The 24,525-nt window shown below is 63.9% G+C and carries 22 protein-coding genes and 1 pseudogene; 19 read left to right on the top strand and 4 right to left on the bottom strand.

Annotated elements, in window-relative coordinates:
* The first annotated feature begins 23 nt into the window (after positions 1-23).
* Positions 24-1,148: a porin gene (locus QCE58_RS21655; RefSeq protein WP_175981191.1), complete on the top strand. Its 1,125-nt coding sequence runs from the start codon at positions 24-26 to the stop codon at positions 1,146-1,148.
* 16 nt (positions 1,149-1,164) lie between these two features.
* Positions 1,165-2,841, top strand: a complete 1,677-nt coding sequence (locus QCE58_RS21650; protein WP_250522027.1) for a fatty acid--CoA ligase — start codon at positions 1,165-1,167, stop codon at positions 2,839-2,841.
* Here the strand turns inward: QCE58_RS21650 and QCE58_RS21645 are convergent.
* Positions 2,823-4,559: a SulP family inorganic anion transporter gene (locus QCE58_RS21645; RefSeq protein WP_250522026.1), complete on the bottom strand. Its 1,737-nt coding sequence runs from the start codon at positions 4,557-4,559 to the stop codon at positions 2,823-2,825. The genes QCE58_RS21650 and QCE58_RS21645 overlap by 19 nt on opposite strands.
* Before the next feature lie 196 nt (positions 4,560-4,755).
* On the opposite strand from QCE58_RS21645, the gene glgX reads away from it, so the two are divergent.
* The 8 genes and pseudogenes from glgX (at position 4,756) to QCE58_RS21610 (ending at position 12,251) form a co-directional block, all read left to right on the top strand.
* Complete coding sequence (glgX, locus tag QCE58_RS21640; protein ID WP_250522025.1) at positions 4,756-6,855, top strand: glycogen debranching protein GlgX; 2,100 nt, start codon at positions 4,756-4,758, stop codon at positions 6,853-6,855.
* An 89-nt stretch (positions 6,856-6,944) separates the two neighbouring features.
* The gene (locus QCE58_RS21635; RefSeq protein WP_175981183.1) at positions 6,945-8,534 is read left to right on the top strand and encodes a TrkA C-terminal domain-containing protein; all 1,590 of its coding nucleotides are present in this window, start codon (positions 6,945-6,947) and stop codon (positions 8,532-8,534) included.
* Positions 8,535-8,576: 42 nt separating this feature from the next.
* Complete coding sequence (locus tag QCE58_RS21630; protein ID WP_008348512.1) at positions 8,577-9,572, top strand: 2-hydroxyacid dehydrogenase; 996 nt, start codon at positions 8,577-8,579, stop codon at positions 9,570-9,572.
* Positions 9,573-9,582: 10 nt separating this feature from the next.
* Positions 9,583-10,254 (top strand): VIT1/CCC1 transporter family protein, encoded by a 672-nt coding sequence (locus QCE58_RS21625; protein WP_175981181.1) that lies wholly within the window; start codon positions 9,583-9,585, stop codon positions 10,252-10,254.
* Between the two features lie 88 nt (positions 10,255-10,342).
* Positions 10,343-10,570 (top strand): annotated as a pseudogene (locus QCE58_RS34130) (DUF2950 family protein); the annotation flags it as partial.
* 21 nt (positions 10,571-10,591) lie between these two features.
* Entirely contained in the window at positions 10,592-11,065 is a 474-nt protein-coding gene (locus QCE58_RS21620; protein WP_309780271.1) for a glycine zipper family protein, read from the top strand.
* 38 nt (positions 11,066-11,103) lie between these two features.
* Positions 11,104-11,703 (top strand): hypothetical protein, encoded by a 600-nt coding sequence (locus QCE58_RS21615; protein WP_008348505.1) that lies wholly within the window; start codon positions 11,104-11,106, stop codon positions 11,701-11,703.
* 35 nt (positions 11,704-11,738) lie between these two features.
* Positions 11,739-12,251 carry a hypothetical protein gene (locus QCE58_RS21610; RefSeq protein ID WP_008348503.1) on the top strand — a complete coding sequence of 171 codons (513 nt, stop codon included), beginning with the start codon at positions 11,739-11,741 and terminating at the stop codon, positions 12,249-12,251.
* A 10-nt stretch (positions 12,252-12,261) separates the two neighbouring features.
* On the opposite strand, the gene QCE58_RS21605 is transcribed toward QCE58_RS21610, so the two are convergent.
* Entirely contained in the window at positions 12,262-13,188 is a 927-nt protein-coding gene (locus tag QCE58_RS21605; RefSeq protein WP_008348502.1) for a hypothetical protein, read from the bottom strand.
* Between the two features lie 232 nt (positions 13,189-13,420).
* Here QCE58_RS21605 and QCE58_RS21600 point away from each other — a divergent pair, with 232 nt between their 5' ends.
* The 9 genes from QCE58_RS21600 (at position 13,421) to QCE58_RS21560 (ending at position 23,011) form a co-directional block, all read left to right on the top strand.
* Entirely contained in the window at positions 13,421-13,633 is a 213-nt protein-coding gene (locus QCE58_RS21600; RefSeq protein ID WP_033536232.1) for a DUF2964 family protein, read from the top strand.
* A gap of 58 nt (positions 13,634-13,691) precedes the next feature.
* Complete coding sequence (locus QCE58_RS21595) at positions 13,692-13,949, top strand: RNA-binding protein (RefSeq protein WP_008348497.1); 258 nt, start codon at positions 13,692-13,694, stop codon at positions 13,947-13,949.
* Between the two features lie 101 nt (positions 13,950-14,050).
* On the top strand, positions 14,051-14,884 hold the full coding sequence (gene ppk2 / locus QCE58_RS21590; protein ID WP_008348496.1) for a polyphosphate kinase 2: 834 nt from the start codon (positions 14,051-14,053) through the stop codon (positions 14,882-14,884).
* 25 nt (positions 14,885-14,909) lie between these two features.
* The gene (locus QCE58_RS21585; RefSeq protein WP_008348493.1) at positions 14,910-16,604 is read left to right on the top strand and encodes a SulP family inorganic anion transporter; all 1,695 of its coding nucleotides are present in this window, start codon (positions 14,910-14,912) and stop codon (positions 16,602-16,604) included.
* Positions 16,605-16,751: 147 nt separating this feature from the next.
* Complete coding sequence (locus QCE58_RS21580; protein WP_250436782.1) at positions 16,752-19,043, top strand: DUF3141 domain-containing protein; 2,292 nt, start codon at positions 16,752-16,754, stop codon at positions 19,041-19,043.
* Between the two features lie 39 nt (positions 19,044-19,082).
* Complete coding sequence (locus QCE58_RS21575) at positions 19,083-20,021, top strand: phosphate acetyltransferase (RefSeq protein ID WP_008348487.1); 939 nt, start codon at positions 19,083-19,085, stop codon at positions 20,019-20,021.
* A gap of 4 nt (positions 20,022-20,025) precedes the next feature.
* A complete protein-coding gene (locus QCE58_RS21570) occupies positions 20,026-21,228 on the top strand; it encodes an acetate/propionate family kinase (RefSeq protein WP_008348486.1) in 1,203 nt (400 codons plus the stop codon).
* Positions 21,225-22,007 (top strand): enoyl-ACP reductase FabI, encoded by a 783-nt coding sequence (gene fabI / locus QCE58_RS21565; RefSeq protein WP_175981176.1) that lies wholly within the window; start codon positions 21,225-21,227, stop codon positions 22,005-22,007. Before QCE58_RS21570 ends, fabI begins: the two co-directional genes overlap by 4 nt.
* A gap of 2 nt (positions 22,008-22,009) precedes the next feature.
* Positions 22,010-23,011, top strand: a complete 1,002-nt coding sequence (locus tag QCE58_RS21560; RefSeq protein ID WP_250522016.1) for a hypothetical protein — start codon at positions 22,010-22,012, stop codon at positions 23,009-23,011.
* Between the two features lie 16 nt (positions 23,012-23,027).
* On the opposite strand, the gene QCE58_RS21555 is transcribed toward QCE58_RS21560, so the two are convergent.
* On the bottom strand, positions 23,028-23,480 hold the full coding sequence (locus tag QCE58_RS21555) for an Imm50 family immunity protein (RefSeq protein ID WP_309780264.1): 453 nt from the start codon (positions 23,478-23,480) through the stop codon (positions 23,028-23,030).
* Positions 23,481-23,499: 19 nt separating this feature from the next.
* Positions 23,500-24,450 carry a hypothetical protein gene (locus QCE58_RS21550; RefSeq protein WP_309780262.1) on the bottom strand — a complete coding sequence of 317 codons (951 nt, stop codon included), beginning with the start codon at positions 24,448-24,450 and terminating at the stop codon, positions 23,500-23,502.
* Positions 24,451-24,525 lie beyond the last annotated feature (75 nt).

Genomic DNA, 24,525 nt, shown 5'->3' with positions numbered 1-24,525 from the left:
CCAGAACAAGATCAGGAGACTCGATGAAGCTCAGATTCGCCACTGCCGCAGGGCTCGTGCTGGCCGCCGGCGGCGCGCATGCGCAATCCACCGTGACGCTCTATGGCGTGCTCGACGCCGGCCTCATGTATCAGAGCACGTCGGCGGCGAGCTTCGCGCGCAACGCGCGGGACACGGGGAAGGTGTATCGCTTCAAGGACGGCGGCATCTATTCGAGCGTCTGGGGCCTGAAGGCCAGCGAAGATCTCGGCGGCGGCTACTTCATCAACGTGAAGCTGCAAGGCTCGTTCGATTCGGGCACCGGCAAGACCGGCCTCTCCGATACGCCCGGCGCCACCGCGATGTTCAATCAATACGCGACGATCGGCGTGTCCGGCCCGTTCGGCACCTTCAACGCGGGCCGCCAGATCGTGCCGATGATCTGGGCGATGTACGACACCGACGTGCGCCGCGCGCAGTATTTCGGCAGCGTGCTGACCGCATGGCTCGGCATGAACACGGCGGCCGGCTGGCCCGGCACGAGCACCAACGGCTCGATCGGCGCACTCTACGACAGCAACGCGCTCGTGTATCAGTCGCCGACGTATGCGGGTTTGTCGGCATCGCTCGAATACGCGCCCGGCGGCGTGGCGGGACAGTTTCAGGGCGGCACGCGCGAATCGGCGGTGCTGAAGTACTCGAACTTCGGCTTGACGCTGACGGCTGTCTACTACAACGGCCACGACGCGAATCCCGCGCCCGGCTCCGTGCCCACCGGACTCAACAACAATCGCATGATGTATTTCGGCGGCCTGTACACGACGCACGGCTTCTCGATCTCGATGTCCTACGCGAACGGCAAGAACCCCGCCGATTCGGATCGCGCGAACTTCGACATGTACTCGGGCGGTCTTGGCTATCGCTTCGCGCCCAATCTCAACGTGACGACCGGCGTCTACTACATCAAGGACAAGAACCAGTCGTCGAATCACTCACTGGAATTCGCGATCGGCGCGGAATACAACCTGTCGAAGCGCACGCTCGCGTATGCCGAAGTCGGCCACGTCGACAACAACGGCACGATGAACCAGATGATCGCCTACGGCCAGCCGACCGCGCCGGGCAAGTCGACGACCGCGGCCATGCTCGGCCTGCGCCACAACTTCTGAATATTTGGAGACAAGGATGCAAGACACGTATTTCGACCCGCACGCCGCGCCCGACGCGTATTCGTACCCGTTGCTCATCAAGCAGTTGCTGCACACGCCGCTCGCGAATTCGCCGGATCAGGAGATCGTCTATCGCGGCGCGGTGCGGCAGTCGTATCGCACGATGACGGAGCGCGTCGCGCGCCTCGCGAATGCCCTCGACGCGCTCGGCGCGAAGCATGGCAGCACCGTCGCGATGATGGACTGGGACAGCCATCGCTATCTCGAATGCTATTTCGCCGTGCCGATGATGGGCGCGGTCCTGCAATCGGTGAACGTGCGGCTTTCGCAGGACGAGATTCTGTACACGCTCAATCATGCGGGCGCGGACATGCTGATCGTGCATACCGATTTCCTGCCGGTGATCGACGCGATCAGAACGCGCCTCGAAACCGTGCGTACTTTCATCTGGATCGATGAGCAAGGCGTCGCGGTTCCGGAGCACGGCATCGGGTTCGCGCGCGAATACGAAGCGATGCTCGCCGCCGCCGATCCCGTGCGCGAGTTTCCCGATTTCGACGAGAACACGCGCGCCACGACGTTCTACACGACCGGCACGACCGGCAAGCCCAAGGGCGTGTACTTTTCGCATCGCCAGCTCGTGCTGCATACGATTGCCGGAATGGCCGCGCTCGCGAGCCCGGCGAGCGGCCAGCGCTTTCATCGCGGCGATGTCTACATGCCGCTCACGCCGATGTTCCATGTGCACGCGTGGGGCATGCCCTACATCGCGACGATGCTTGGCGTGAAACAGGTGTACCCCGGCCGCTATGTGCCGCAGAACATCATGCGCCTGATCGAGGAAGAAGGCGTGACGTTCTCGCATTGCGTCGGCACGATCCTGCATATGCTTCTGACGTGCCCGGATGCCGAAGCCGTCGATTTGCGCCGATGGAAGGTCGTGATCGGCGGCGGCGCGCTGACCGAAGGACTCGCGCGCGCGGCGCTCGGACGCGGCATCGACGTGTTCTCGGGATACGGCATGTCGGAGAGCGGTCCGCTGCTGAGTCTCGCGCAATTGCCCCCGCACGCGGACACGCTCGACGCCGACGAGCAAGTGCGCCTGCGTTGCACGACGGGCCGCGCGATTCCGCTCGTCGACTTGCGCATCGTCGACGACGAACTGCGCGAAGCGCCGCGCGATGGCCGCACGTGCGGCGAGATCGTCGCGCGCGCGCCGTGGCTCACGCAAGGCTATCTGAAGAATCGCGAGGCATCCGCGACGTTGTGGGAAGGCGGCGCGCTGCATACGCAGGACATCGGCAACGTCGATGCCGACGGCTATCTGCGCATCACCGATCGCGCGAAGGACGTCATCAAGTCGGGCGGGGAATGGGTGTCGTCGCTCGAAGTCGAAAGCCTGATCTCGCAGTTGCCGGGCGTGGCCGAGGTCGCGGTGATCGGCGTGCCCGATGCGAAGTGGGGCGAACGCCCGCTCGCGCTCGTCGTGCAGAAGCCGGATTGCGCGGTGCCGATCACGGAGGAAATGATCACGCGATATCTGCGCGGCATCGCCGAAACCGGACGCATCTCGCGCTATGCGGTGCCGCGCGACGTGCGCTTCATCGACGCGATCAGCAAGACGAGCGTCGGCAAGATCGACAAGAAGACGCTCCGGGCGCGCTTCGCCGACATTCAGGCGGCGGGCGTCTGACAGGCGAGCCAGGCGTCGACGGCGCTGCCTATCGTCGGATGAAAGCACGCATCGGGAAAGATCGGCGTCAGTTCGAAGCGCCTGAGCTTGTCGCGAACCGGGTCTTTCATCTCGGCGAAATGCAGCGCGATGCCGCGTTCCTGCAACGCGCGATGCAGTTCGCGCAGCATGTCGGCGGACGTGACATCGACGCTCGTGACCGGCTCGGCCGTCACGACGACGCGTTTGACTTGCGTCGGCGCCTGCTTCACCGCTTCGAGCACGCGCTGCTGGAACAGCTCGGCGTTCGCGAAGAAAAGCGGCGCGTCCCAGCGGAACAGCAGCAGGCCCGGAACCTGTTCCGCTTGCGGGTATCGCATCGTGTCGTGATAACCGCGCAGTCCTTCCACGCGCCCGAGCACGGCGTAATGCGGCCGCCATCCATCCCATAGAAATTCGATGACCGCGATCACCACGGCGATGCAGATGCCGGGAATCGCACCGAACACCGCCACGCCGGCGAAGCAGCAGATCGACAGCCAGAACTCCCATTGCTGAATGCGATAGATGCGCTTCAGATCCCTGAACTCGAATAGTCCGATGGCCGCGGCAATCACGACGGCCGCGAGCGCGCTGCTCGGCAGATGACGCAGCAGATTCGGCCCGGCGAGCAGCACGGCCGCCACCGCCACCGCGCCGACGATGCCCGTCACCTGCGTGCGCGCGCCCGCCGCTTCCGCGACAGGCGTGCGCGACGAACTGCTGCTGACCGGGAAGCCCTGAAACAGACCGGTCGCGAGATTGGCGACGCCGAGCGCGATCATCTCCTGATTCGGATCGACGCGCGTATTGGCGCGCGCCGCGAAGGTGCGCGACAGCACGCTGGTATCGGCGAAAGCGATGAGCGCGACCGCGCAGCCGCCGAGCACGATGCGCACGAAATCGGCATCGCTCAGCCACGGCAGCGAGAACGCGGGCAGTCCTTGCGGGATGGTCCCGAGCACTTTCACGCCGCGCTGGTCGAGATGGAACACGCTCACGCATAGCGTCGCGAGCACGACGGCGATGAGAATGCCCGGCACCTTGTCGAAGCGCTTGAGCAGGAGAATGAGCGCGAGGCTCGCCGCGCCGACGGCGAAGCTGTACCAGTTCGACTGGCCGGCGGCGATGCCTTTGGCGAGAGTCGCGAGATCGCGCAACGGCCCGTGATCTTCGATGGATATCGCAAAGAGCTTCGGCAACTGGCTGATCATCACGGTCAGCGCGATGCCGTTCATATAGCCGTAGCGAATCGGCTTCGAGAGCAACTCGGTGACGAAGCCGAGCTTGAGCAGGCCGAAAACGACGCACACCAAACCGGAGACGATCGCCATCATGCCCGCGACGGCGATCGCGCGCGACGGATCGCCGGATGCGCTCAGCACGACGACCGCGAGCACGGGCGCGGCGAGCGCGGAATCGGGGCCGAGCACGAGAATGCGGCTCGGGCCGAAGATCGCGTAGGCGAGTAGCGGGACGATCGTCGCATAGAGGCCGCACACGCCCGGCACGCCCGACGCCTGCGCATATGCGACGCCGACGGGCACGAGCATCGTCGTCAGAACGAGTCCGGCGATGATGTCGTTCTTCAGCCACCCCACGCGATAGTCGCGCAGCAACGCGATCAACGGCACATGACGCGACCAGCCTTGCACGCCGCCGCCGCTCGAGCCTTCTTGTAACGTTTGTTCGGATGGCATGAACGATTCCACGCAACGTGTGCACTGATTCCGTTGTAGCCGGAATCCGAATGGGGTCAAGCGGATGAAACGATCCGACAGAAATATTGAAACGCTTAACACCCGCCGATGCGACGCGCGCCCGAGCCGTCCACTTGTAATCCGCGACGCCTCACATATCCTTGCTCAGTGTGACGAAGCGAAGCGGGAGACGACCATGAGCGATGTTCCTGCAGTCGCGCACGATCACGCGGGCTATCGCACGCGGACCGGCTCGCGCTTCCCGCTCGGCGCGACGGTCATGCCGGGCGGCGTCAACTTCTGCGCGTTCTGCCGGCGCGCGACGCGCGTCGAACTATTGCTGTACGCATCGGAAGAGAGCGTCGAACCGTTTCAGGTCATCGCGCTCACGAGCGAAACGAACCGCACGTATTTCTTCTGGCATGTGTTCGTCGAAGATCTGCCGCTGCGTTGCTGCTATACGTGGCGCGCATACGGCCCGCTCGACGTGCCCCAGATGGGCGACGAAGCCGCGAGCCGGAAGGAACTGCTCGATCCGCAAGCGCGCGGCGTGAGCGACCGCTTCTACGATCGCGCGCAGGCCGCCGCTGTGCACGCCGCCGAACACGCGTCGCTCAGAGGCATCGTGACGGAGCCGTTGAATCGGCCCGTCGACGACGTGGACATCCGCACCCTCGACGACGCGATCATCTACGAACTGCATGTCGGCGGCTTCACGCGGCATGCGTCGAGCGGCGTGCGTCATCCGGGCACGTTCGCAGGTCTCATCGAAAAGATTCCCTATCTGAAGGCGCTCGGCGTCACGCATGTCGAACTGCTTCCCGTGATGGCCTTCGACGAACAGGACCTTCCCGCCTTCGCCGCCGAGCGCGGACTTCGCAACTATTGGGGCTACAGCACATATGGCTTCTATAGCCCGCATCCGCGCTATTGCGTCGAGCCCGCGCGGGCGCCGCAGGAATTCCGCGAACTCGTCGACGCATTGCACGCGGCGGACATTCGCGTGCTGCTCGATGTCGTGTTCAATCACACGTCGGAGGCGGGCAGCAACGGCCCGCTGATCCACTTCAAGGTCTTCGCCAACGACGCCTTCTATCAGTCCGACCCGAACGATTCGCGGCGATACCTCGATTACACGGGCTGCGGCAATACGGTCAATTGCAATCATCCGCTGGTGTCGGCGTTCATCATGCGTTGCCTCGAATACTGGGTGCGCGAACTCGGCGTCGACGGCTTCCGCTTCGATCTCGCGAGCGTCTTTGCTCGCGGCGAGCACGGCGAATTGCTGCGCACGCCGCCGTTACCCTGGGCGATGGAAGCATCGCCGATCCTCGCGCGCGTGCCGTTGATCGCCGAAGCCTGGGATGCGGGCGGTCTGTATCACGTCGGCACGTTCCCCGGCATGGACTGGTCCGAGTGGAACGGGCGTTATCGCGACGCGATCCGGCGCTTCGTGCGCGGCGAGCCGGGCGTCGTCGGCGAAGTGTGCACGCGCATCGCGGGCAGCGCGGACCTCTACGAGGACGATGGCCGGCTGCCCGCGAACAGCATCAACTTCGTGACGTGCCATGACGGCTTTACGCTCGCCGATCTCGTCAGCTACGACGCGAAGCACAACGAGGCGAACGGCGAGGACAACCGAGACGGCAGCAACGACAATCTGTCGTGGAATTGCGGCGCGGAAGGCGAGACGGACGATCCCGCGATCATCCAACTGCGGCTTCGGCAGGCGCGCAACTTCATCGCGATCCTGCTGCTGAGCCAAGGTGTGCCGATGCTTCTCGCCGGCGACGAGCTCCTGCGCAGCCAGCGCGGCAACAACAACGCGTTCTGTCAGGACAACGCGCTTTCGTGGATGGACTGGCAACTTTCCGACGACGCGCGCGACATGTTGCGTTTCACGCGCGAAATGATCGCGCTGCGCAAGCGTCACGCGAGCCTGCGCCGCCGACGCTTTCTGACGGGACGTCCGGCGAACGGACAGACGCATCCCGATGTCGCATGGCACGGCGAACGTCTCGATGCGCCCGCGTGGCACGACCCCGGCGCGCGCTTCGTGGCGTTCACGCTCGCGGGCCACGCGCCGGGCGAGCCGATGCTGCACATCGTCCTCAACATGAACGACGATGCGCGCGAGGCCGCGCTGCCGGCGGTGGACAATTCGAGCTGGCTGCGCGTCGTCGATACATCTGCCGAATCGCCGAACGACATTGTTCCGAATGTCGAAACGGCGCTCGTCGAGCGCGGTGCGTGCCGCGTCGAGGCGCGCAGCGTCGTCGTGCTTCAGTCCCGTTGAATGCGCACGGCGGTGCTGGACTGTGCGACGCAAAGCGCCTTTAATGTTCGTGTACTGCCGAGTTGCTTTGTCCACCCACAGGAGGCGGCATGGATGCAGTCAGAACCTTCCTCGAGAATCAGTCGTTGTTCGCGCTTTTTCTGACGATCGCGCTGGGCTATCTGATCGGTGAAATCAACATCAAAGGCGTGGCCCTCGGCTCCGGCGCGGTGCTGTTCGTCGGGCTCGCAATCGGCGCGTTCGCGCCGAAGTCCGCACCGCCGCCGTTGCTCGGCACGCTGGGGCTGCTGCTGTTTTTATACGGCATCGGCATTCAGTACGGCGCGCAGTTCTTTCGCGGACTGACGAGCCGCGAGGGCATGAAGGCGAACATCGCCGCGTGCGTCGGCGTGATCGTCGCGGGCCTCGTGGCGTGCGGCTTCATCCACTTCGGCATCAAGCTCGCCGATGCGCTCGGCATGTTCGCCGGCAGCGGAACCAGCACGGCGAGCCTGCAGGTCGCGATCGCATCGATGAAAAGCAACGATGCGGCCGTCGCGTACAGCATTTCCTATCCGTTCGGCGTCGCTGGGCCGATCCTGCTCATCTATCTGCTCAACGTTGCGCTGAAGGTAAAGATTCAGAAGCCGCCCGCGAAGATACTCGAAACGGCCGAAATCGCGCTGCGAAACGCGGGCCTCATCGGCCTCAGGTTGTCGGAGCTGTCGAGCCGGCTGCCCTCGGGCGTGGCGATCGCGGCGGTGCGGCGCGCGCATCACAATCAGTTGCCCGCGGCCGACCTCACGCTGCGCGCCGACGACGTGCTGCTCGCCACGAGCACCGATCGCCGTCTGCTCGAAGAAGCCGCCGCGCTCTGCGGCGAAATGCAGCCGGGCCGCATGACGAGCCATCGCGAGGACCTCGACTACATGCGCGTGTTCGCGTCGAATCCGGCGGTCGTCGGCATGGCGCTCGGCGACATCCGCTTTCCCGATGGCGTGAACTGCGCCATTGCGCACGTGCGGCGCGGCGACGCGGACATGCTCTCGACGCCCGATCTCATCCTCGAAGCGGGCGATCGCGTCGGGCTGCTCGTCAATCGCGCGCATCAGGCGACCATGCGGACGTTCTTCGGCGATTCGATCAAGGGCACGGCGGACCTGAGCTTCATCTGCCTCGGCATCGGCGCGGCGCTGGGCTTGCTGGCCGGCGCGATTCCGCTGCCGATTCCCGGCCTCGGCGCGTTCAGTCTTGGTCTCGCCGCGCTGCTCCTGGTCGCGCTGTGTCTCGGCAAGGCGCGCCGCAACGGGCCGTTCGTCTGGGTGATGCCGCTGTCCGCGAATCTCGTCTTGCGCAATCTCGGCCTCACGATTTTTCTCGCGCAAGTGGGCATTTCGTGCGGGCCGAAGTTCGTCGACACCGTTGGCACCGCCGGGCCGATTCTGCTCGTCTTCAGCATCATCACGGTATTCGTGCTCGTGGCGGTCACGGCGATATGCTGCCTGTGGATTTTCAGGCTGCCGTTCGACACGTCGATCGGCGTGATCTGCGGCGCGACCGGCAATCCGGCGATCCTCGCGTTCGCGAACCGCGTCGCGCCGACGGATCAGCCGGACATCATGTACGCGATGATTTTTCCGTCGATGACCATCGTCAAGGTGTTATTCGTGCAGATCGCCATATCGCTGGCCGCGGGTTAGGCTTTTGACCGGCCCGTCAATACAATTTTCAAGGAGTGCATCATGGAAGTGGCGATCTATAGTTCGACCCCTTACGAGCGTCAGTACATCGACCAGGCGAACAAGAAGGAAAACCACAAGCTCCGGTACCACGACATGTCGCTCGACATGGACACCGTCGAGCTCGCGGCGGGCTACGGCGCGGTCTGCATCTTCGTCAACGATACGGCGAATGCCGAAGTGCTCGAAGCGTTGCACAAAGGCGGCACGCGTCTCGTGGCGCTGCGCTGCACCGGCTTCAACAACGTCGATCTCGCGGCCGCCGCGAAGCTCGGCATCAAGGTGGTTCGCGTCGTCAACTATTCGCCGAACTCGGTCGCGGAGCACGCGGTCGCGCTCTTGCTCGCGATCAATCGCAAAGTGCATCGCGCATACAACCGCACGCGCGATTCGAACTTCTCGCTCGACGGCCTCATCGGTTTCGATCTGTACGGCAAAACCGTCGCGGTCGTGGGAACGGGCAAGATCGGCTGCGTGTTCGCGAAGATCATGCAGGGCTTCGGCTGCAACGTGATCGGCTACGATCCGTATCCGTCGAAACAGTTCGAGGCGCTCGGGTTGCGTTACGCGACGTCCGGCGAGATCGGCGAGAAGGCGGACATCGTCGCGCTCTTTTGCCCGCTGACGCCAGAGACGCATCACATCATCAACGCGGAATCGCTCAAGCGTTCGAAGCACGGCGCGTTGCTCGTCAATACGAGCCGCGGCGGACTGATCGACACCGAAGCGGTGATCGAAGCGCTGAAGACGGGACAACTGGGCGGCCTCGCAATCGACGTCTACGAACAGGAAGCCGATCTCTTCTTCCGCGATCTCTCGAGCGAAATCATCACCGACGACGTTTTCCAGCGGCTCGTGTCGTTTCCGAATGTGATCGTGACGGGGCATCAGGCTTATCTGACGCGCGAAGCGTTGACGACGATCTGCGAAACCACGCTGCAGAGCATCACGGCTTTCGAGAACAATCAACCCCTGGAAAACGAGGTGAAGGTCGGATAGCCGCGCGCTCATGCACGACGAGACTTCGCCGGGCAAACGCACGCGAGCGCCGGTGCTCGACACCGTCGATCGCGTGTCGGAGTTGTGCTTCGGCCTCTTCATGGCGCTGACGTTTGTCGGCACGGTATCGGCGGCGACGGGCGGCGAGGCGGCGGGACACAAGATGCTCTACACGGCGCTCGGCTGCAATCTCGCGTGGGGTCTCGCCGATGCCGTCATGTATCTCGTTCGCACGATCGCGGACCGCGCGCGCAGGCACGCGCTCGCGCTTGCGATCCAGCGCGAGCGCGACGCGGCGGCGGGCGTGCGCATGTTGCGCGAGAGAGTATCCGCGACGCTCGATCCGTTCATCTCCGACGACGATCTCGAATCCATCCGCAAGCGCATCGCCGCGAGCGACAGCCTGCCGGAACGCGCGCGCTTCGTGCGCGACGATTTTCTCGCGGCGCTGGGCATCTTCATCATCATCGTACTGTCGACCTTTCCGGTCGCCGCGCCTTTTGTTCTCGTCAAGCACGTTCCGACCGCGCTCTTCATATCGCGCGTGCTCACGCTCGCGATGCTGTTTTGCTGCGGCTTCGCGCTGGGCGGTTATGCGGGTTGGCGCGGCTGGAAAGCCGGTCTCGCGATGATGGCGCTCGGCGTGCTTCTGACGATGGCGATCATCGCTTTAGGCGGGTAATTAAAAGCCCGAGTCGTTCGACAAATCAGCGAACAAACACCTATGCGGCGATTCTTGAATTCGCCAGGACGTTCGCATATCTTCGAATATGCATGTTTTTCGCGGCGCTGCGTCCGGCGCGCATCAAGCTACAAACGGCAACACGAGAATACAAATTTGCTGTTCTGGTCAGAGGTTCTTCACGCGTTCGCTTCCTGAATCCGGAGTGGTCTGTATTGCAGACTATCGCGTGCAATCCGGCGCAAGCGGCGCGATGACTTTCATTGTCAATAACGACGGCGTCGTGTATCAAAAGAATCTTGAATCGCCAACTCTGGAAATCAGGCAAGGAGTCGCCATGAATGCAACGAGATTGCGTGCCGGCTGCGCCATCGTGATCGCCGTGATGACGCTCGACGCCATTGCGCAGAGCAAGCCGATCGCTTATCCGGCCAAGGGACAGAGCGCGCAGAAGCAGCAAAGCGACGACGGCGCGTGCTACAGCTGGGCGAAGAGCAACACGGGCATCGACCCGGCGACGGCATCGGCGGCGGCGCCACCGCAAGGCGGACCGGCTGTGGGCGGCGGCGAGCGCGTCGGCGGCGCGGCGCGCGGCGCGGCGGGCGGCGCGGTGATCGGTGCGATCGCGGGCGATGCGGGCAAGGGCGCGGCCATCGGCGCGGCGACGGGCACGATGGCCGGCGGCATGCGCGCACGGCAGAACAAGCGGGCGCAGGAATCCAACGCGCAGGCGCAGAGCCAGGGCGCGATGCAGACGTACTATCGCGCGTGGTCGGCGTGCATGCAGGGACGCGGTTACACGATCCAGTAACGTCGTCGCGGTATCGATAGAACAAAAGGAGCGCGAACATGAAACGCGTCAGCCTCGTTGTCTTGTCATGCCTTGCGCTATCCGCAAGCGCCTTTGCAGCCGATCCCACCGCCGATCCTCAGGCCGACGTCAGCGTCGTGCGAAACCCGGACGGCGCGACGGTGCAGGGCGTCGCGAAGGTGACGGCGACGATCGTCGGCATCGATCCGGCGACGCGCACCGTCACGCTGAAAACGAACGCCGGCAAGGTAATGGAACTGGAAGTCACGAACGAAGCGCGCAACTTCGATCAGCTCGCAGTCGGCGATGTCGTCACCGCGCAGTACCGCGAGTCGTTGACGCTGAGCCTGCTCGACAAGAAGACGCAGCCGTCGCGTTCCGAGAGCGACTCGGCCGAGCGCGCGGCGCCGGGCGCGAAGCCGGGCGGCGAGGTCGGGCGCGAAGTGACGATCATCGCCGATGTGATCGCCGTCGATCGTCATGCGAAGACCGTGACGCTGCGCGGGCCGCGCGGCGAGACGGTCGATCTGCACGTTCAGGATCCCGAGCGCCTGAAGCGCGTCAAGAAGGGCGATCAGGTGAAGGCCGTTTATACGGAAGCGTTCGCCATATCCGTGGAACCCGCCATGACAAAATAAGGCGCCACGAACCGTGGCGGACGCGGGAGAGACCCATGAAAAAACGCTTTGCATTCGCGCTGACGCACGGCGCGTGCGCCGTCGCGCTCGCGCTCGCCGGTTGCGCGCAGCCGGAACAGCGCGTGCAGCCCGGCATGGATCAGCAGGCGATCGTCGCCAGGCTCGGGCCGCCGAAGGAAACCTACGACCTGCCGAACGGCGGCAAGCGTCTGATGTGGCCCACGCAGCCGATGGGATCGACGACCACGGCCGTCGATCTCGATGCGTCGGGCAATACGGTCAGTGTTCGGCAAGTGCTTCAGGAAAACGAGTTCTACCGCGCCGAGGTCAACAAGTGGACGCGCAACGACGTGATGATCGCGTTCGGACGCCCGTTCGAGACGGCCTATTTCAAGCGGATGGATCGCGAGGTGTGGACGTATCGATACCTGGAGAACAACATCGACCACATGCTGTTCCATTTCTATTTCGACGCTCAGGGCGTGCTCCGGCAGACGCAGAAGCAGCCCGATCCGAAATACGATCCGAGCCAGCGCAACGTGCTTTGAACGGCGCGCGCTAGAAGCTGACGGCGAGACCGAACGACACGCCGTGCACGTTGTGGCCGAACACGTAGCGCACCATCGCGCGCGTGCGCGTGATGACGACAGGATATTTGCTGCTGTCCAGTTCGAGCCCGACGCCGAGCGATGTCAGATCGTTGAAGCCGAGCACGCCCGCGCTGTCGCCGAAGTAATGCGAGTACGCGGTTTCGAGCACGTAGCGCACCGGCCTGTCGAGCGCGGCGAAGCCTGTGGGCGCACGCCAGCGCGCCCACAGGCTGAACTGCTGCGCGGTCGCGGAGCCTTGCACCGCTTCCGAGGAACTGCCGAAGCTGCGTAGATAAATATCGGTTGCGCGCAGTTCGACATCGACCTCGTAGTGCTCGCGATAATGCTCCAGATCGAGCATCAGCGAGCCGCCGACGCCGTATGCATTGAGCGCGCCGTCCTCGAGGAACTGCAGATTGGTGTTGGCGACGTGATTGAACACCGTCTGCGCGATGCGCGCATCGCTCGCGACGCGGCCGATCATGCCGTTGATGATCGGGCGAAATTTCAGCTCGCTCGTGATCGGGAAGTCCCAGCCGACGCCAACCGTCGTGCTGAACGTGTTCCATTTCGCAGGCACCGCGCGCTGCTGGTCGCCGTCGGTCGCGATGAAGGTCGGATCGTAGCGGCTGTACGCGAGCGTGCCTTCGAGGTAGAGCGGAAACGAATTGCTGAGGGTAAAGCCGCCGCCGAGTTGCGTCTGACCGAAGCCCGGATTGCCGGTCGTGCCGCTATTGATCGACAGTGAACTTGTCGTGACATCTGGCACCGCGGTGTACGACATGATCGCGAGCACGGAATTCGCATACTGCTTGACGTTTGCGCCGACGACCGCGCGGTCCGGCGCGCCCTGCGCCAGCGCGGCGCAGGGCGCGGCAGCGAGGACGAAGAGCATCACGAAATTTCGCAACCTGGTCGGGAAAGGGGTTGGCTTTTGCATCTGCGGGGCGCGTCAGAACGTTAATTGGTTTAGTTGGTCATGCGTTGCATTTGCTGCTCCGCCATACGCGGGAAATGTAGCCTAACGATCGCGGCGCGCCAAGGTCATTGCACACGAGTGTGTTCACAGGACGACGGAAGTTTTCCTAAACTGAAGCTATCTCGCGCACCGCTTCCGGGAGACATCGATGAGACTGAACGAGCCGCGCATGGTGGTTGCCTCGATTGGCGTGTTCATCTGGCTCGCCGGGCTGTATTTCACGATCCACGGCCTTCTGTACGACATGAAACTCGAATTCCGTTACGGCATGTGGGCGCTCGGCATCGGGATCGTGACTTTCGTCGTCGCGCTGAATCCGCTCGCGCAGCGCAAATCGGCCAAGCGAGATGGGTCGACCTGAGCCGTCCGTTGGTGTATTAGTCGAAGAAACGTCGCACAACTCAACGGAGAATCTTGCAATGGGCGATCTCTGGATAGGCAACGTGGAAGAGTCCACGACCGACGACGAAATCAGGGAATTTCTCTGCCGCTACGGCTTTCCACCCTACGATTCGATTCAGCGCGTGACGGGCACCGGCGAGCATCCGGCCGCGGTCGTCACCTTCGATTCGATCGAGCCGCACGTGCTGCGCACCTTTCAGCCGCGCATCCACAACATGTTCTGGAAGAACCGCACGCTCGTGGTGCAGGTCGTGCCCGAGCGCAACGAAACCTGACGGCGTCATGACGGGTCCGCGACCATGTGCCGCGCGCATCGTCGCGACGGCGGACTCGGTTCGTCCGCGCGGATGGCATCCAAAAATATCGGGAGACAGCAATGAACGAAGAGAGGGCTGTCGGCGAATCGAGAGGCGTGCGTGAAGGCGCGGGCGTGCATGAGCGCCTGAACAGGAAACAGTACGAAAAAGAGCTTGCGCGCCTGCATGTGGAACTCGTGAAGCTGCAGGAATGGGCCGTCTACACGGGCGCGAAAGTCTGCGTCGTGTTCGAGGGACGCGACGGCGCGGGCAAGGGCGGCACGATCAAGGCGATCACCGAGCGGGTGAGCCCGCGCATCTTCCGCGTGGTTGCGCTGCCCGCGCCCACCGAGCGCGAAAAGACGCAGATGTACGTGCAGCGCTATCTGCCGCATCTGCCCGCCGCGGGCGAGATCACGCTTTTCGACCGAAGCTGGTACAACCGCGCGGGCGTCGAACGCGTGATGGGCTTCTGTACCGAGGACCAGGCGAAAACCTTTCTGAAAGGCGTGCCGCTCGTGGAGCGCGCGATCATCGATTCGGGCGTGATTCTGCTCAAGTACTGGCTCGAGGTCGGTCAGGAAGAGCAGACGCGGCGTCTCGAGGAACGCATCCACGACGAGCGCAAGATCTGGAAGCTCTCGCCGATGGACCTGCGTTCCTACAGCCGCTGGTACGACTACTCGCGCGCTCGCGACGACATGTTCGAGGCCACCGACACGGAACAGGCGCCGTGGTACGTCGTGCGTTCCGACGACAAGCGCCGCGCGCGCCTGAATCTCATCAGCCATCTGCTCGCGAATATCCCGTACAAGGCCGTGCCGCGCGAAAAGGTGAAGTTGCCGAAGCGCCAGAAGGCGGAGGGGTATCGCGAAAGCGATCGGCCGCTGCGCTACGTGCCCGAGCGTTTTTAGCGCGACTTCGGAACGCGGGATCGTCATGCCGCATCGCGCGTCCATCGCGCCCGAATGGCTGTTTCGTTACGAGAAGCCGTGGGCGCGCGCCGATATCGTCGCGGGCCTGACGGCGGGGGCGGTCGTCATACCGAAGGCGCTCGCGTACGCGACCATCGCGGGCCTGCCGGTTCAGGTCGGCCTCTACACGGCCTGCGTGCCGATGATCGTCTACGCGTTCGTCGGCACGTCGCGCGCGCTGTCCGTCAGCACGACGACCACGCTCGCGATTCTCGCGGCGAACGCGCTCGGCGCGACCGTCGCGAATGGCGATCCGCACGCGCTCGCCGTCGCCAACGCGACGCTGACGATGCTCGTCGGCATCATGCTCGTCGCGGGGGCGTGCCTGCGTCTCGGGTTCGTCGCGAACTTCATTTCCGAGCCGGTGCTCGTCGGTTTCAAGGCGGGCGTGGCGATCGTCATCGTCGTGGATCAGTTGCCGAAGCTCTTCGGCATTCACTATCCGAAGGGATCGTTCTTTCACAACGTCGGCGCGTTCGTCGCGGGCTTGCCGCATCTGTCGGCGAGCACGCTCGCGCTCGCGTTGGCGACGCTCGCCGCGCTCATCGCGCTCGAACGCTTCGCACCGCGCGCGCCCGCGCCGTTGTTCGTCGTCGCGGCGGCGATCGTCGCGGTGGCCGCGTTCGGTCTGCGCGCGCACGGCGTCGAAACGGTCGGCGCGGTGCCGGCGGGATTGCCGTCGTGGACACGGCCGGATCTGTCGCTTGCATTGAAGCTGTGGCCGGACGCGCTCGGCATCGCGTTGATGAGCTTCACCGAAAGCATCGCGGCGGCGCGGGCGTTCGCACGCAACGACGAACCCGCGCCCGACGCGAACCGCGAACTGCTCGCGACCGGCCTCGCGAACGCGGCCGGCGCGCTTTTCGGCGCGATGGTCTCAGGCGGCGGAACGAGCCAGACGGCCGTCAACCGGCAGGCGGGCGCGCGCACGCAACTCGCGGGACTCGTGACCGCGGCGCTCGCGCTCGCCGTCATGCTGCTGTTCGCGCCGCTCATGGCGCTGATGCCGCACGCGACGCTCGCGGCCGTCGTCGTGTTCTATTCGATCGGGCTTTTCAGCCCCGCCGAATTCCGCGCGATCCTGAAGATTCGCCGCACCGAATTCGTGTGGGCGCTCACGGCATGCGCGGGCGTCGTGTTGTTCGGAACGCTGGAAGGCATCGTGGTGGCGATCGTCGTGTCGCTCTTCGCGCTCGCGCATCAGGTGTCCAATCCGCCTGTGTACGCATTGAAGCGGATACCGGGAACCAACGTGTTCCGGCGCGCTTCGTCGCGGCATCCGGACGACGAAGCGTTTCCCGGCTTATTGCTGCTGCGTCCCGAAGGGCGGATATTCTTCGCGAATGCGCAACGTGTCGCCGAAAAGATCCGCCCGCTCGTGCGCGATTCCGACGCGAAGATCGTCGTGCTGGATCTGAGCCGCGTCTTCGATGTCGAATACACCGCGCTCAAGATGATGATCGAAGCCGAAGCGCGTCTCGCCGCGAACGGCACCACGCTCTGGCTCGCGGGCCTGAATCCGGGCGTGCTCGCGGCGGTGCGGCGCTCGCCGCTCGGCGCGCTGCTCGGCGAAGCGCGCATGTTCTATAACCTCGAACATGTCGTCGCGAAGTATCAGGAGATTGTTTCGCGCAATGGCGATGAAGTCGCGCGTCGTTGAGTCGCGAATTTTTGCCACCTGCTTGTCGCACATTGCGCATATATTTTGATGATGGTATCCAAGTCATCGGACCATGCGTTCATCATGGCCGCCGATGCATCTGCTTCCTGCGTTGTCCCTTGCACGTTCCCTCGCGGAGATCACGTCATGACGTATGCAGATCAACTGGCGCGCAGCCAGAAAATCGCGGAAAAGGTCACACGCGTTTATCAGAAGCGCGCGGAGCTTGCGCAGCATCAATTCAGCGAGCGCGCGCGCGAAGCAGGCGTGCGTGTCCTCGGCAACGGCGAGGCTGATCGTTTCAACGGCTTCGACTATGCGGTCGATGTCATGCAGCGCACGGTGCTCTTCTGGGACACCCTGCGTCAGCGCGGCAACAACTTCATCGAGCAGGCGAAGCGCGGTCTCGAACCGGTGCTGCATTTCGCGCATGAAATGCTGCTCGACGGACGCACGTTCGCGCGGCCGGTGAACTATGCGCTGTTGCGTATCGTGCCGCCCGAAGGCGTAGTCATCGATCCGCTGAAGCGGCCGTATCTCATCATCGATCCGCGTGCGGGGCATGGTCCGGGCATCGGCGGATTCAAGGACGATTCGCAAGTCGGCGTCGCGTTGCGCGCGGGTCATCCGGTGTACTTCGTCACGTTCTTTCGCGACCCGCAGCCCGGCCAGACGCTGCTCGACGTATGCGCGGCCGAGCAGCAGTTCGTGAAGCATGTGCGCGAGATGCATCCGGACAGCCCGAAGCCCGCTATCGTCGGCAATTGCCAGGGCGGCTGGGCCGCGATGATGCTCGCGAGCTCGCAGCCCGACGATACCGGTCCGCTCGTCATCAACGGCGCGCCGATGTCCTACTGGAGCGGCGCGTGGAGCGAAGGCGAGGGCGACAACCCGATGCGCTACTCGGGCGGCATGCTCGGCGGGACGTGGCTCGCTTCGCTGACGGCCGATCTCGGCAACGGCAAGTTCGACGGCGCGTATCTCGTCGAGAACTTCGAGAACCTGAATCCGGCGAACAGTTTCTGGGACAAGTACTACACGCTGTTCGACAAGATCGACACCGAACCGCCGCGCTTTCTCGACTTCGAGCGCTGGTGGGGCGGCTATTACCTGATGAACCGCGAAGAGATCGAATGGATCACGCGCAATCTTTTCGTCGGCAACAAGCTGTGGTCGGGCGAAGTGCGCGGCGCGTCGGGCGCATCGTTCGATCTGCGCGCGATCAAATCGCCGATCATTCTCTTCGCTTCGATGGGCGACAACATCACGCCGCCGCAACAGGCCTTCAACTGGGTCGCGGATATCTACGGCAGCACCGACGAGATCAAGGCACGCGGGCAAGTGATCGTCGGACTGATGCACAAGAGCATCGGGCATCTCGGCATCTTCGTGAGCGGCAAGGTCGCGAAGAAGGAATACACGCAGATCGCATCGGTGCTGGAAGCGATCGAATCGTTTCCGCCGGGGCTGTACGGCATGGAGATCGCCGAACGCAAGAACGCGAACGGCAAGACCGAATACGACGTGAGCTTTCACGAGCGACGTCTCGAAGACGTGACCGCGCGCTTCAACCGTTTCGAGCGTATCGACGAACTGCCGTTCGAAGCGGTGAAACAGGTATCGGATTTCAATCAGCGCGCGTACGAACTGTTCGCGCAACCCTTCGTTCAGGCAATGGCCAACGACGCGACCGCGACGATGCTGCGCGCGTTCCATCCGTTGCGCGCGCAGCGCTGGATGTTTTCCGATCTGAACCCGTGGCTCGCATGGCTCGGCCCGGCGGCGGAAGCGGTGAAGGCCACGCGCAAGCCCGACACCGAACGCGACGCGTTGCGCCGTGCGGAGCATTGCGGCTCCGACATGATCAGCGCGAGCCTCGACTTCTATCGTGCGATGCGCGACGCCACGACCGAAGCGATGTTCTTCTCCGTGTACGGCAACCTGCTGCCGGCACAGCGCGTGCAGGAACGCGAGACGCAAGAAAATCGGACCGATCCGCGCGATCTGCCGTTCGTTCAGGAAGCGCTCGCGTCGGTTGCGCACGGCGGATACGCGGAAGCCGTCGCGCGCGTCGCGTGCCTGCTCATGCGTCACGACGAGCCGTTGCCGCTCACGCGCATGGTGCTGCGTCAGGAACTCGCGGCCGACTATGCGGAGTATTTGCCGCAGATGCCGCGCGACGAATGGCGGCGCATTCGCGGCGAACAGGAAATCATCGTGCGCTACGAGCCCGAGCAGGCGCTCGCGTCGTTGCCCGGTCTGCTCGACGACAGCGACGACCGCAAGAAGCTCCTCACGCTCTTCGACAAGCTGCACGACGACAGCCGCATGCAGGGCTTCGAGCCGACGGCCGCGCAGCACGACATGCTCGCGCGCATCCGCGCGGCGCTGCCGGTCAAGGCTGCACGCGCGCCAAGACGTTCCGCGCCCGCGCACTGATGTTCGGGCGTTGCATCACACGTAACTACGGAGGGTGAAATGAATCAGCCGCGCGAAAAATATGTACGGCTCATCGAGGTTTGCCAGGCGTTGCCGCCGCTCGCGGTGGCGGTCGTGCATCCCTGCGACCGGACATCGCTCGAAAGCGCGGTGAAGGCGCACGAGATGGGTCTGATCGCGCCGCAACTCGTCGGGCCACGCGATCGCATTCGCGAGGTGGCGGAAGAATGCGGCCTCAACATCGCGGGCTTTCCGATCGTCGATGCGCCGCACAGCCACGCCGCTGCCGAAAAGGCGGTGGAACTCGTGCGCGAGGCGAAGGCCGAAGCGCTCATGAAAGGCAGCCTGCACACCGACGAAGTCATGGCCGCGGTCGTGAAGCGCGAAGGCGGACTGCGCACGTCGCGGCGCGTGTCGCATTGCTTCATCATGGATGTGCCAGGGCACGACGACGTGCTCATCATCAGCGACGCGGCCATCAACATCGCGCCGACGCTCGCCGATAAAGTCGACATCCTGCAAAACGCGATCGATCTCGGCCACGCGCTGCGTTTCGCGGAAGTGCGCGTCGCGATTCTCTCGGCGATGGAAACGGTGAACCCGAAGGTGCCGTCGACGCTGGAGGCCGCCGCGCTCTGCAAGATGGTCGATCGTCATCAGATCACGGGCGCGCTCGTCGACGGGCCGCTCGCGCTCGACAATGCCATCGACCTCGAAGCGGCGCATACGAAGAAGATCGATTCGCCCGTCGCGGGGCGCGCGAACGTGCTGATCGTGCCGGACCTCGAAGCGGGCAACATGCTCGCGAAGAGTCTGTCTTTTCTCGCGAATGCGGATGCGGCCGGCATCGTGCTCGGCGCGCGCGTGCCGATCATTCTGACGAGCCGCGCCGATTCGCTGCAATCGCGGCTCGCATCGTGCGCGATCGCATCGCTCGTGGCGTCGAAGCGCCGCGAAGAAGCGCAAGTAGTGGGGTGATTTCATGGCCGATGTGATTCTGGTTCTCAATGCGGGCTCGTCGAGCATCAAGTTCAGCGCGTTCGATGTCGAAGGCGACGCGCTCGAACTCGTCACGCACGGACAGGTTGAAGCGCTGTTCAGCGCGCCGCATTTCGTCGCTTACGACAGGCGAGGCGAGAAGTCCGCGGAGCATTCATGGGGCGAGGGCGCGAAGCTGCAACATGCCGAAGCGATCGCGCATCTGGGCGCGTATCTGCGCGGGCATGGCGCGGGGCATCGTCTGGTCGGCGTGGGGCATCGCGTGGTGCACGGCGGCGCGCGTTTCACGAAGCCCGTACTGACGAGCCCCGAAGTGCTCGACGAACTCGACAAGCTCACACCGCTCGCGCCGCTGCATCAGCCGCATAACTTGAGGCCGATACGCATCGTCGCCGAGCGCAATCCGGGCCTGCCGCAGGTCGCGTGCTTCGACACGGCCTTTCATTCGACGCAGGCGCCGCTCGCGCAGGCGTTCGCGCTGCCCGAATCGATCACGAAGAACGGCGTGCGGCGCTACGGCTTTCATGGTCTCTCGTACGAATACATCGCGAGTGCCCTGCCGGATGTTGCACCCGATGCCGCGCGCGGGCGCACGGTCGTCGCGCATCTGGGCAACGGCGCGAGCCTGTGCGCGATGCACGCGGGCAAGAGCGTCGCCAGCACGATGGGTTTCACCGCCGTCGACGGTCTCATGATGGGCACGCGCTGCGGCAATCTCGATCCGGGCGTGGTTCTTTACATGCTCGACGAGCTCGGCATGAACGCGCGCGAGATCGAAGACATGCTGTATCGCCAGTCGGGATTGCTCGGCGTGTCGGGCGTGTCGGGCGACATGCGCGCGCTGCTCGCGAGCAGCGACGAACGCGCGCGCTTCGCGATCGATCTTTACGTGCATCGCATCGGCCGGGAGCTCGGCTCGATGAGCGCGGCGCTGCACGGGCTCGACGCGATCGTGTTCACGGCGGGCATCGGCGAGCATTCGAAGGAGATACGACAACGCGTGTGCGAAGAAGCGGCGTGGTGGGGCATCGAACTCGATACAGAAGCCAATGCGAGCGGCGGCCCGCGCATCAGCACGGCGTCGAGCAAGGTGAGCGCATGGGTGATTCCGACCAACGAAGAACTCATGATCGCGCGCCACACGCTCGCGCTGATCGATGACAAACGCGAAGGAGCATCCGCATGACATTGAATGTCCCGCAGCCCGTGCTGAAGGGCGCGAAGGCGCTCGTCACCGGCATCGCCAACGAGCATTCGATCGCCTATGGTTGCGCGAAAGCGTTCCGCGAACTGGGCGCCGATCTCGCCATCACGTATGCCGACGAGAAAGCGCGGCCTTACGTCGAGCCGCACGCGCAAGCCCTCGAAGCGCCGATCTTCATGCCGCTGAACGCGTCGAGCCAGGAGGAACTGGAAGCGGTGTTCGAGCGTATCGCGAGCGAGTGGGGCAAGCTCGATATTCTCGTGCACTCGATCGCGTGGGCGCCGAAGGACGATCTGCAGGGCGGCCTGCTGAACTGTTCCGCCGAAGGCTTCGCGAAGGCGATGGACATTTCCTGCCATTCGTTCGTCCGCATGGCGCGGCTCGCGGCGCCGCTGATGAAAGACGGCGGCGCGATGTTCACGATGAGCTATCACGGCGCGAACAAGGTCGTCGCGAACTACAACGTAATGGGCCCGGTGAAGGCCGCGCTCGAAGCGTGCGCGCGCTATCTCGCCTACGAGCTCGGTCCGCAGGGCATTCGCGTGCATGCTATTTCGCCGGGGCCGCTCAAGACACGCGCGGCATCGGGACTCAAGGACTTCGACCTGCTCCTGACCGAAGCCGCACAGCGCGCGCCGCTCGGCGAGCTGGTCGACATCATGGACGTCGGCTTTACCTGCGCGTTCCTCGCGACGCCTTTCGCCCGGCGCATGTCCGGCGAGACGCTGTACGTGGACGGCGGCGTGCATATCATGGGATAAGCATGTTCAACTGGCTGTTCCGGCGCGATAACGCGAGCTCGCGCGAGGATGTCAAGGAAGCGCTCGGCCGCATCGTCGCGGTCGCGCCTCAGGTGCGCCTCGCGAGCCGTTACGAGTCGCGGCTCGCGCCGGTCGTCGGCAAGACGCTGGATCACGCGCGGGAACTCGTCGCGGCGCTGCCCGCGCCGCGCGACGCGACACCGGCGGCATGGGCGGACGACCCGTATCTGCGCGCGAAGTTCGCGACGCCGGACGACGTCGCGCGCGTGATCGGCGAATCGCACGATGTGCGCGGCTGGTTCGACGGCAACATCGCCGCCGATCATGGGTTCGCGGTGCTGGGCGCGACGCTCGTCGAGCGGAAGGTGCTCGTCGCGGCGGTGGAGGGCGGCGCGTTGCGTTCGGACGTCGCGCGCACGGCGGTCAGCTTCGACGACAAGCGCATGCGCTTTTGCAACGGAACGGACGAAGCGCTCAGACGCGATCTCGTGCAGCGGATCGTCGAGCAGTTCGTGCTGGAAGCGATGTCGCGCGTCGCGCACAACGACGCGCGGCGCGACGCGCTGCAGGAACATCGCGCGTTGCTGACCGCGCGCATGCAGATGCTCGGCCGGCGCGGCGCGGGCATGAGCGGTCTGATTGCATCGACGGATCTGGCCGGCGACGCCACGCGGCTGCAGCGCGATTTCGAGGAGAACGAAGCCGCGCTCTCGGCACTCGGCTCGCTCGCCGATTCCATCGAGATGCAGCTTCAGACCATCGTCGAATTGCTCGCCGAGCCGGCGGCGCTGATTTCCGTCACGCACCGCGAGCTGTGTCTGAATCAGATGAACCTGCTGATGGAAACGCGCTGCGACGAGCCGCACGCCGACATCGCGATTGAGCTTGCGCACTTGCCGACGCAGCCGCCGCAGACGCGCGCGGTGGAAATCGTGCGGATTTCGCGGCGCGATGTGCCGCCCGCGGGCGCGGCGTTCGATGAGGCGGCGAAGCTGGTGCTGTGAGGGGCGCAAGCCATGCTCAACGATGATATGGCTCGATCGATTCGACGATGACTTCGCGACACGTCAGCACGATGTCAAGGCCGATATTGGGGTTGAGATCGAACTTGACCAGGCCATTCGATTCATCACTCAAGGTGATGTCTCTGATCCACGCCTCTGCGAGCATCGAGTTAATGTCGATGTTTGCGGCTTTTATTTCCAACAGTTTGATCGTTACCCGATAGTCGTCGGCACCGGCGGCATGGCGCGGACCGTATCGGTTATGAAGAATTGCAAGCGTAAGGTCGACCAGATCACGCTCGCAACCGGGCATCAGTGGCTCGCCGTTGTCATTCGTGTTCGACGATCTCGTTCGCTGCATGAAGAACGATTGCACTGCTGCATCGTGGAACGATGGATATTTCCCCAAGGCTTCGAGAAGCAAAAAGCCATTTTTTGCCAACTCCCAGCCAAATGTTTTTTCATTCATATTCATCCTTTTCAGAAAGCTAGCGCCGGGGTATTGGCGACATCGGCAAATGGGCGGGATCACGCGATCCGTCATGGAAATTATGCCCATGCGCGTCGCCGTGGCTTTCGTGATACTGCGCGCTCAGATTTCCATTGGCATCGAAGAAGTCGGTATCGAGGCCATTCGGATTGAGGCGAAAGCCTCCCGGTTCATTTCCCGACATCTTCACGCCGCGCGCCGCGACTTCGAAACTTTCGCCGTTCATCGCATCCGGCTGATAGTCGAACGGCGGCGCGTCACCGAGCAAAGATCTGCCGGCGTTCGAATCATCGAGGCGTTCGAGCATCGAGTCGCTGCCGCTGTCGGCACGCGAGGCGTCTCGCGCAATACCGGCAATTGCACCGTCCGCCGCTTCGATGACGCTCATCCAGTTCAAGCCGCTGTCGTCATCGCTCGCGCTCGACGCAACGTCACGCACGGCACTCAGGCTTGCGCGATTTGCGACGGCTTTCAGCGACGGCCATTCTCCGTTGGCTCGTTTGAGGGCCGCGAATTCGCGCCAACCGAGAACCTCGCGCGTGGCGTGCGCTCCGCTGCCCGCAGCCGACCAGCTCTGTGGCGCGTAATACCTGAAAACGCGCTGTCCACCGTGCCAATTGCGCGCAATCACAGGAATAAGCTGGCGCTCTCGGGCAGCACGACGCAGAACGCGCGTAATGCCAGCGCCGTCAACTGGCCTGTCCCAGGTTGAAACCCGCAGCGTTCGGATGATGAAGTCCACATACTCGCGAAAGTCGTGACGCGAGAGCGCGTCGCGCCGGTCGATCCGTACTCTGAACAGGCGGTCGAAGTCCTTTCGGTCTTGCTCGATCTGCTCTTGCTGTTCTTTTCTCTTTTGCTTGCGCACGTCGAACGGCAAACGCCAAGTGCGATCGACTTCCTGCACTTCGCGAGCCGGCATCAACGCGCAATGCCAGCCGCCGGTCAACGGGACGTAAAGCGCATTGCAGGAGTAGCCCCATCCGGGAAACGGCATGTCGCCTCCGTATTTCAGCAGGACTGC

This window comes from Caballeronia sp. LZ028 (genome assembly GCF_031451415.1).
GTDB lineage: Bacteria > Pseudomonadota > Gammaproteobacteria > Burkholderiales > Burkholderiaceae > Caballeronia > Caballeronia zhejiangensis.
This window is presented reverse-complemented; position numbering and strand designations above follow the sequence as displayed.